The sequence below is a fragment of the Gelidibacter sp. genome (assembly GCF_039916245.1).
In the GTDB taxonomy this organism is placed as follows: Bacteria; Bacteroidota; Bacteroidia; order Flavobacteriales; family Flavobacteriaceae; genus Gelidibacter.
In genome coordinates this window covers 1-9,536 of record NZ_JBDSLS010000072.1, presented here as the reverse complement: position 1 = coordinate 9,536, position 9,536 = coordinate 1, and the positions used below count along the sequence as shown (strand labels likewise).

The following is a 9,536-nucleotide window of genomic DNA, read 5'->3' as shown; positions in this document are numbered from 1 at the left end:
GAATTGGTATAAAAATGCGCGTCATACCTGGTCAGAAAACGAATTATTGGATACACAGTCAAAATTAAAGCAGTTTATACAAATGCATTTGCTGTAAAAAGCATGAAGTTTGAAGCACGGAGCACGGAGCACAGCGCGTGAAAAAGGAAATACTCCTTAACTTCCAAATAATTTATTTTCTTTGAACCATTAAGATCATTTAGGTATTAAGAACATTAAGTTCGGCGGTTTTTAACCAAACCCTTAATGTCCTTCAAGAATAGTTTCACAAAATACTTTTAACTTCTTCACTTATCTTCAAACTCACAACTCATAACTCTGAATTCATAACTATGAACTCCAATCTACCCCAACACATCCAATTTGGCAAAACGCAACAATAATTTTTTAACGCCCCCATGTTGAAAATTGATTTCAGCTTTGGTATCTGCACCTACGCCCTCAATTTTTAAAACTTCGCCTTTTCCAAAACGCATATGTTCTACCACATTGCCAACCGTCAGTTTTCCATCAAATAAATTGATATTTGGACTTCCTACGGACTTTCCAACCGGCTTTAATTTTGCTGGCGGAATAAATTTTGGTGGTTTTTCTTCTGATTTTCGCTTTACAGGTCTTTTAAATCGGATTTGATCTGGTGGAATATCGCCAAAAATATCAGGAGAAAGCATCGGATTGAATCGTCTTTCATCAATGGGCGTCAAAATCTCCAAAAAAGATTCGTCAATTTCTTCAATAAAACGGCTAGGCTCAGCATCAATCAATTTTCCCCAACGGTAGCGTGACATCGTATAAGTCAAGTACGCTTGCTTTTCTGCTCTGGTTAAGGCCACATAAAATAGGCGTCGCTCCTCTTCCAATTCGCTTCGGGTGTTCATGCTCATCCCACTTGGGAACAAGTCCTCTTCCATCCCAACGATATATACATAAGGAAACTCCAATCCTTTTGCCAAGTGAATGGTCATCAGCGCCACATGGTCTGCATCGCCCTTATCAGCATCCAAATCGGTTGCCAAAGCGACATCTTCCAAAAATTCAGGTAAAGCACCAGTGGCATCTGCCAATTCTTCCTGACCCTCCACAAAATCCTTGATCCCGTTCAGTAACTCCTCTATATTTTCCATTTTGGCAATCCCTTCTGGCGTGCCATCATTTCTAAATTCTTTGATAAGTCCGGTAACTTTCGTCACATGATCTGACAATTCAAAAGCGTTTGCTGTTTGATTCATCACCTGAAAGCTCTCGATCATTGTCACAAAATTTTGAAGTTTATTCTTTGTGCCTGAGTTGATATTGATGTCGATTTTATCTACATGTTTCATCACATCAAAAATGGAACGGTTATAACCGTTGGCTGCGACAATAAGTCGATCTATGGTTGTCTGTCCAATACCACGTGGAGGAAAATTAATGACTCGCTTAAGCGCTTCTTCATCGGCAGGATTGATAATTAATCGTAAGTAAGACAGGACATCTTTAATCTCTTTACGCTGATAGAAGGACTGACCGCCATATATTCTGTAAGGAATCCCGCGCTTTCTCAAAGCATCCTCCATAGCACGAGATTGTGCGTTGGTACGGTATAAAATAGCAAAATCGCTATTCATCATTTGATGTTCCATTTTGTTTTCAAAGATGGAACTCGCTACAAAACGGCCTTCATCGCCATCGGTCATCAAACGATTGACCTTGATTTTGGGTCCGTCGTCATTGGCTGTCCAAACCACTTTTTCAAGTTTGGTCTGATTCTTATCGATCACGGAATTGGCAGCATTGACTATATTCTTGGTCGATCGGTAATTCTGCTCCAAACGGAACAGCTTCACATCGTCATAATCCTTCTGGAAATTTAAAATATTATTGATATTGGCACCTCTAAAGGCGTAGATACTTTGCGCATCATCCCCAACCACACAAATATTCTGGAATTTATCAGACAATGCCCTGACAATCAAATATTGCGAATGATTTGTATCCTGATACTCATCCACCAATATATAACGGAATCGATTCTGATATTTTGCCAAAACATCGGGAAAGCGCGTCAGTAATTCGTTGGTTTTCAACAACAAATCATCAAAATCCATCGCACCTGCCTTAAAACAGCGCTCTACATATTGCTTATAGATATCTCCCATTCGAGGACGTTTGGCCATTTTATCAGCCTCCATCAACTCCGGGTTTTGAAAATATGCTTTAACCGTAATCAAACTGTTTTTATAGGATGAAATCCGGGAACTGATCTGTTTGTATTTATAAATATCCTTATCCAGACCCATTTCCTTTATAATGGATGAAATCAAACGTTGCGCATCCTGTGCATCATAAATGGTAAAATTGCTTGGGTAACCCAATTTATCTGCTTCAATACGCAGAATTTTAGCAAAAACGGAGTGAAACGTTCCCATCCATAGATTTTTCGCTTCACTAGTACCAACAATTTCGGCAATCCTGTTCTTCATTTCACGCGCTGCCTTGTTGGTAAAGGTCAACGACAGGATATTAAATGGGTCCACACCTTGACTCATCAAATAAGCAATCCTAAAAGTTAAGACACGCGTTTTCCCTGATCCAGCACCTGCGATCACAATCATAGGGCCATCTTTCTGCAATGTTGGCGCTAATTGTGCCTCATTTAACTGACTTAAATATTTCTCCAAAACTCCTCCAATTATTAAAGCGTGAAATTAACCAAAGCTTCTGTTTTTAACGAATGATTTCGCTAATAATTATGAACAATAAGCCCTTCTATATGCGGATAAACCTAAGAAAAAGATAAAATCGTGAGCGATTAATACTATTAAAATTTTAGAAATAGCTTGGCCAATCTTATTGATTGCCGTTACCAGTCATAATACTGACCAAACCTGCTTTTAAGTTTAACCATAAGAAATTAAAAATCGATTTGGTTTTATCGCGCTCTATATCATCTTTAAAGCTTTCTCTAAAACCATGATCAGCTTGATCGCTGCTCTTTTTGATAAATAGATTGGCGATGGCAGACAGCACTTTATTCTTCTTTTCTCCTTCTTTATCCAAAATGTCCACCTTAAAATCCTCATACTTGGCTTTCATATTGACCCGTGAAGTATTTTTATTCCCTGAAATGGTCGCATAGGTATGGAACAATTCGCCTTCAAGAAGCACTTTTAAATTGGGTTGCGAAAACGGATTTAAATCTGGCGCGGGTAGTTTACCAATATCCGCCTTGAACACAAACGCATCGTTGACATCATTAACATCAAATTCCCAATGGACTTTAATAGGTGTTTTTGCCATAAAAATAGCATCAATATCTAAAGTGGTATTTTCTCCAGCAGCGTACGTATTACTGATATTTTTCAAGTGGGCATTCAACTTTGTAAATGAAATCTTACCCGCCTGCATATCAGTGTTTACCTTTTCAGAATAAACAATAGTCGCGTTTTTAAGCTCAACTTCACTTAAAGTTAAATCAAACTTCAGATCTCTTAGCATCTTGCTATAAAGCTCTTTACGCGTAGTATCATCTGCAATCAACTTATTTCTATAGATATACATTTCAGCATCTTCGAAAATGACTTTTGGACTTTTAAAATAGAAAACAGAATCCTGCTCATATCCGAATTTTTGATACTCAAAAACCAACGAAGGCATCGTGATATCAAAATGATCGCGCTCAGTCGAGATGATTTGGTTCAACTTTGTTTTGGAGTATTTCGTAAATATTTTCAATTGATGGAACAACGCTTTTTTATGGTCTATTTGAGCGTCTGAAATGGTCAGGTTCTCATAAGTTCCCATGCTATAAAAAAAATCATTGAATGAAAGATTATAGTCTTCAAAACTAAAGGGAAATGGCTTTTTTACCGACGCAGCATCTAATAAAATGCTCATAACATTTGCGGCAACTCCTTCTGAATGTAGCACAATGGAATCTGTTACCCTATCACGAATCGTAAGTTCTCCGTTTTGAATATTAAAGCGATCGACTTTAATTTCCTGTTTAAGTTGATTTAAACTGGAGTTATTCCTGTCATTTTCGGGAATTGTTTTGTCATGATTATAACGCAATTTCGGACTTCTTAGTTGAACGCTCTCCACATGAATGTTATCATTTACGAAATAATTCCAATAACCAAAGCCATCGACTATGATGGCGTCTAATTCAATTTCAGCACTGACTTTTGAAGTGTCGCCACCTTTACTCACAATTTTAGGACGCACCATAACCGCACTTCCCCGCCAAATATTAATATCAATCGACTCGTACTCCATACCGATGGTTTCAGGTAGCTTTGTTTTAAGAAACTTGTCAAGTTTTGAAGCGATGATGGCATCAGCTACAAAATACCCAACAATACTAAGCACTACTAGTGCCAGCAGCATAATAAAAGTGATCTTTAAAGGTTTCGTCATAAGCTAAAGGTATCCAATTGATATGTTTTTTAGTATCTCAATAAAAATATTTGTAACTGAAATCCTAACAGACTCTCGAAAGGTTTTAAATCCTTGTTTTTTAAAATTCTTACGGAAATTTTAAAAAAAACAACTTATGTTTGATAAAATTTTACACCCGTTATGGATTTAGCAACAAAACTTATTGACGCCTTGCTCTATGCAATCCCTGCCTTAATCACAGGACTTGTAGCCTATTATTTTTTTAAGGAACACACTAAAAATGAAGATGGAAGACGGCGGTTTTTACTGCAAAAAGACATGCAAGTAAACACAATGCCACTGCGCCTACAAGCCTACGAACGGATGGCTATTTTTCTGGAACGCATCTCTCCTGCTAAATTACTAATCAGAGTTACACCAATATCTTCTAATAAAGAAGATTACGAAAGCTTGCTTATAGCAAACGTTGAGCAGGAATTTGAACATAATTTATCGCAACAAATCTACGTTACCGACGATTGCTGGAACATTATATGTGCCGCAAAAAATGCCACAATTCAATTAATTAGAAAAGCCAGTCTTTTAGAAAAAACCGATACCGCCAACAAATTGAGAGAGGTGGTTTTAACAGAAATGATGGAAAAACGCGCCCCTAGCGATGCAGCACTTTCCTATATCAAACAAGAAGTGGGCGAAATGTGGTAAAAATTAGTCAGCAGCCTTCAGTTGGCAGTCTTCAGTTGGCAGTCAACAGTGTACAGTCTCAGGGTTCAGTTAGCAGTAAACAATCGCTATTTTTCAACCGGTAATTTAGGTTTTGGAATTTGATGCTTTCCATTTATTCTTGTTTCTGTTTTATCGTCATCATGCTTCAACTTTGCATAACTATAACCTTGCTCCCACCATTTGGTCATTAACCTTTTGCTGAAAATCAGCGAATTCTCCGTGAGCATTGTTGGTGTATAATACAAATTGAGCTTTACATTGTGATTGGCAGCGGCCAATTGACCAATCGTGATATCCCTTTTCTCAACCTGCTCAATCAAATATGAAAACAGATTAATCATGAGCGAGAAGGGATTTTTCCCTAACACCTTATTGCCTTCCATATTTTCAGATTCTAGAATAACCGCGTCAATCTCTGTGGCCCCTCGCAAAATAGCTTCCCTTATAGGAATAACACAACCTAATCCGCCGTCGGCATATTCACATTCGTTTTTAACGGCCAACGACATGAAGGGGATATAATTGCACGAAATCCAGATCCAATCGCAAAATTCATCGTGATCAAAATCTAAGATCGACTTATATTCGACGCTACTTTTGGTAAGATTTGCCACGGTGACCACAACGTCAATGCCCGACTTTTTAATGCTTTCAAACTCCTCTTCCGTAAAATTGCGTTTAATATTCTTTCGCAACGCACCACTTTCTCCAAAAGTTCTTTTGCGCCTTATAAACTGAATCAAGGAATTAAAATAGTTGATCGAGACATATTCACGTCCATCTTTTTTATGTTGCACAAACGGACTAATACTAAAAACATCGCGTTGACTGACATTTGTGAAAATATCATACAGTTTCCCTATATTATTAACCGCCAAATGCGGCACCAGTAAACTCCCGGTAGATGTTCCTAAAAACATATCATATCTCCTGCCTTTATCTTCCATTAAATACTGCGCCACGCCGCCAGCAAAGGCGCCTTTACTCCCTCCTCCTGAAATCACTAATGCTCTTTTCATCTAATTGGTTTTTTCTGGTTTCAACGGACTCGATTCTTGATTTTTATGCTTCGCAAAATCAAAACCACTTTGCCACCACGCTGTCATTTTCTCTTTACTGAACACCAGCGAGTTGGTCGTCAACACAGTCGGAGTGTAATAAAAATTAATAATAGCTTTTTGATTGGTGGCCACAAATTTTCCAATTCTAATATTCTGGTATTCGATTCTATCCAACATAAATGCAAACATATTCGTCAACAAAGAGAACGCATTCAAGGACGGCATCCTGTTGTACTGTGTTACTTCGGTCTGCAAAACCACAGCATCCACAACCGTTGCGCCACGCCTAATAGCCTCCTCAATTGGCACCATCGACCCTAAACCACCATCGGCATACTCACACCCTCCTTTTTTAACCAACGACATAAAAGGCGTGTAATTACAAGAAATCCAAATCCAGTCCATAAATTCCTCATATTCAAAGTCCTTAACCGACTTGTATTCCACTTGATTAAGCGACAGATTCGAAACCGTCACCACCACATCAGCTTTCAATAGTTTTAAAGCATTAAAACCTTCTTCAGTAACGTGATCCGTAATAAGTTTTCTCAAATTTTGACTTTCACCAAAAGTTTTTCTGCCACTCAAAATATTACGCAACACATTAAAATGATTGATGCTGATGGTCTCAATCCCATTTTTTCTTTTGATGTTGAACGGACACACATTAAAAACATCCTTTTGCGTTACACTCGTGTAAAGCTCTTTGACCTCCTTAACTTTTTTTAAGGCCAAATGCGACACTAACAAACTTCCGGTTGACGTACCAATAAACAAATCGTAATCCAGCTTTTTATTTTCAATGAGATACTGCGCCACACCACCAGCAAATGCGCCCTTACTACCTCCACCAGATATGATTAATGCTCTCATTGACTCATCGTTATTCGTTATTAAAGAAAACTAAAGCATGCCGTATAGGCTTATCAGCACGTCATCCATTAATTATCAACAATTAACAACTAATTTCTAAGACTATCAATAATCTGCTTAAAACTTACATCACCTTCCAACTCCTCAACCATCCGTTTTGCAAACTGTTGAAACCGCCAATTGTGATGCTTCGTGGCGTCCATTAAATTTTCTATTGAAACCGCATCAAATCCCTTAACCAGTTTCAGGTAATTAAAAGCATTCATCCGCAACTCAAAACTGTATTTTGGATTCGTATAACCTCTTAATTCATTAAAAATATCCTGTTTTTTATCCGGTTGATATTCTAATGTATTTAAATGTAAGGCTAACCAGAGTAGTTTCACATTATAATCGCTAAAACCGTAAATAGAGTTGGTTTGCTGTAGATATTTAGCCCGATCTGCTGGAAAATTAACCCATAGATTATACAATGCCACTTCTATCGTTTTATAAGATTTGTCCATTAAAAGCGACTCATATGCGTTCTTAAATTCTGAGGGAATAGCGGTCATCTTTTGAGCGATGGCCTGCCGCACCTCAAGATTATTATTAAAATCCTCTAATTTCACTTCATAAGCATCTTTGGAAAGAATCTTGACTTTTGCCTTATCGGAAATATTAGAAACTAAATAATCCTTGCATTTCAAAGGATAAGTCTCACAGCTGACATCAAGAAACTCCTTGATAAACGCCGATTTATGTAAGCTTTTCACCATATCATCCTGCGGAAGCGCAACATCTTCGATCCAAATTCTGACGAATTCAGACAAATCTTGACCACTTTCCTTTTCAACCTCCTTTACAAAATCGGAAGTTTCCACATTTAGATATTGGTGTTTCTCGAGATAATTTTTCACAGCTGCCCTAAAAGCGACCTCACCCACCAGCTCACGCAACACATGCAAGGCCCAACTTCCTTTTTGATAAAACGTCACGCTGCTTGACTTCGGATCGAGCAAAGAAGTGCTTTCCCCCGCATGCTCCTGCTTCAAAAGCTGTTGTGCGTACTCATATAATTGCCAATAGAAATAATCTTCACCAAACACATCCCGCTCCGCCAAAAGTGCATAATAGGTCGCAAAACCCTCCTGAAGCCAATGATGCGTGCCGCTCGTTGCGGTCACCAAATCGCCAAACCATTGATGCGCAAGCTCATGAGCGTTGACGTTGACGTAATTCTGGTCGTTAAATCCTATCGGATCAACCACCAAAGCATCTGAAAAAATGTTCAATGACGTATTTTCCATTCCTGAATACAGAAAATCCTTGTCCGGCACCTGTCGATAAACACCCCAAGGATACGACACGCCAATCTCATTTTCCAAAAAATCAAACATCTGTTTGCTGTAGCGATAGGTCGCTTCTACTTTAGCGGAATCTTGAGGATAATAGTAATATTCTAAAGGAACACCGCTCTTCGAAGTTTCCGTTTTTTTATTGTATTTCCCAATAGCAAGCGCAACAAGATAACTGCTCATGGGCGATTTCATATCGTAATGCCATGTCGTCTTATTCTGTGGGACAGACTCTTTTTTCACAAGTTCTCCGTTGGCCAAAACAACATAACCATCATCAAAAGAAATAGATAAATCGAACTCAATCTTCTCATTCATATCGTCGATACTCGGCAGCCAATTACTCGTATATTTCCCTTGTCCTTGGGTCCAAATTTGATCATCTACAAAATATAAGGCTTTTTTGGGCTGAGCAGAATACCATAATTGCAAGAGATAATCCGTGTTTTTTTTGAAATTATTTAAGATGACTATTTTATCAGCTTCAACGCGATAATCAACGCCTTCAACCAACTCGCTCTTTCGATCACCCAATTTCAAACTCTTATAATCCATTTTTACAGCATCAAGATAAACTGAATCGATATCTTTTAAGGTTTTGAAGTTGATAAAAACAAAACCAGAAACCTTTTTTAAGCCCTCAAAACTCAATTCTGCTTTAATTCTTTCAAAATCAACAACATCAGTTTGCTGCGCGCAAACAGGTCCGAGAAACAGAAGAAAACAAAGAGAAAGAAAGCGGTTCATTTATGACACATAATTAGGTATGACCAAATTAAGAAAAAAAACCACTTGAAGCATAAGGTTAGAAGTGCAAAGTATTAAGTACGAAGTGTCGAGTACAAAGCATGAAGAACGAAGCGTGAAGCAACTTGTTGAACAATTTATAATTTGATATTTTAAAGCTCAACACAATACACAATGTCATTTCTGCTTTCGCAGGAATTGGTTAAATTCGCAGCTATGAATGCCCAACTACAAACCCCTATCGATTACCTCAAAGGCGTCGGCCCAAGTCGTGGCGCTTTGCTGCGAAGCGAACTTGGCATTCACACCTATCAAGATTTGATCAATTTGTTTCCCAATCGCTATATTGACAAAACGCAGTACTATAAAATCAACCAACTGCAACAAAATAGCGCTGACGTTCAAATTATCG

The 9,536-nt window shown here is 38.1% G+C and carries 7 protein-coding genes; 2 read left to right on the top strand and 5 right to left on the bottom strand.

Features of this window, described 5'->3' with window-relative positions; genetic code table 11:
• Window positions 1-344: 344 nt before the first annotated feature.
• The gene (locus ABIQ28_RS03585; protein ID WP_348035381.1) at window positions 345-2,660 is read right to left on the bottom strand and encodes a UvrD-helicase domain-containing protein; all 2,316 of its coding nucleotides are present in this window, start codon (window positions 2,658-2,660) and stop codon (window positions 345-347) included.
• A gap of 169 nt (window positions 2,661-2,829) precedes the next feature.
• On the bottom strand, window positions 2,830-4,368 hold the full coding sequence (locus ABIQ28_RS03580) for a hypothetical protein (protein ID WP_348035380.1): 1,539 nt from the start codon (window positions 4,366-4,368) through the stop codon (window positions 2,830-2,832).
• Window positions 4,369-4,560: 192 nt separating this feature from the next.
• Here ABIQ28_RS03580 and ABIQ28_RS03575 point away from each other — a divergent pair, with 192 nt between their 5' ends.
• The gene (locus tag ABIQ28_RS03575) at window positions 4,561-5,085 is read left to right on the top strand and encodes a hypothetical protein (protein ID WP_348035379.1); all 525 of its coding nucleotides are present in this window, start codon (window positions 4,561-4,563) and stop codon (window positions 5,083-5,085) included.
• 86 nt (window positions 5,086-5,171) lie between these two features.
• Here the strand turns inward: ABIQ28_RS03575 and ABIQ28_RS03570 are convergent, their stop codons facing one another.
• The 3 genes from ABIQ28_RS03570 to ABIQ28_RS03560 form a co-directional block, all read right to left on the bottom strand.
• Complete coding sequence (locus tag ABIQ28_RS03570) at window positions 5,172-6,125, bottom strand: patatin-like phospholipase family protein (RefSeq protein WP_348035378.1); 954 nt, start codon at window positions 6,123-6,125, stop codon at window positions 5,172-5,174.
• Window positions 6,126-7,040, bottom strand: coding sequence for a patatin-like phospholipase family protein (locus tag ABIQ28_RS03565; protein ID WP_348035377.1), 915 nt, complete (start codon window positions 7,038-7,040; stop codon window positions 6,126-6,128).
• 89 nt (window positions 7,041-7,129) lie between these two features.
• Window positions 7,130-9,124, bottom strand: coding sequence for a M1 family metallopeptidase (locus ABIQ28_RS03560; protein ID WP_348035376.1), 1,995 nt, complete (start codon window positions 9,122-9,124; stop codon window positions 7,130-7,132).
• A gap of 216 nt (window positions 9,125-9,340) precedes the next feature.
• Here ABIQ28_RS03560 and ABIQ28_RS03555 point away from each other — a divergent pair.
• On the top strand, window positions 9,341-9,536 hold a 196-nt coding region (locus tag ABIQ28_RS03555; protein WP_348035375.1), incomplete at its 3' end, for a hypothetical protein.

Coding starts and splice junctions, on each gene's coding strand:
- ABIQ28_RS03570 (WP_348035378.1), bottom strand. CDS start 6,125: ATGAAAAGAGCATTAGTGATTTCAGGAGGAGGGAGTAAAGGCGCCTTT.
- ABIQ28_RS03580 (WP_348035380.1), bottom strand. CDS start 4,368: ATGCTGCTGGCACTAGTAGTGCTTAGTATTGTTGGGTATTTTGTAGCT.
- ABIQ28_RS03565 (WP_348035377.1), bottom strand. CDS start 7,040: ATGAGAGCATTAATCATATCTGGTGGAGGTAGTAAGGGCGCATTTGCT.
- ABIQ28_RS03575 (WP_348035379.1), top strand. CDS start 4,561: ATGGATTTAGCAACAAAACTTATTGACGCCTTGCTCTATGCAATCCCT.
- ABIQ28_RS03560 (WP_348035376.1), bottom strand. CDS start 9,124: ATGAACCGCTTTCTTTCTCTTTGTTTTCTTCTGTTTCTCGGACCTGTT.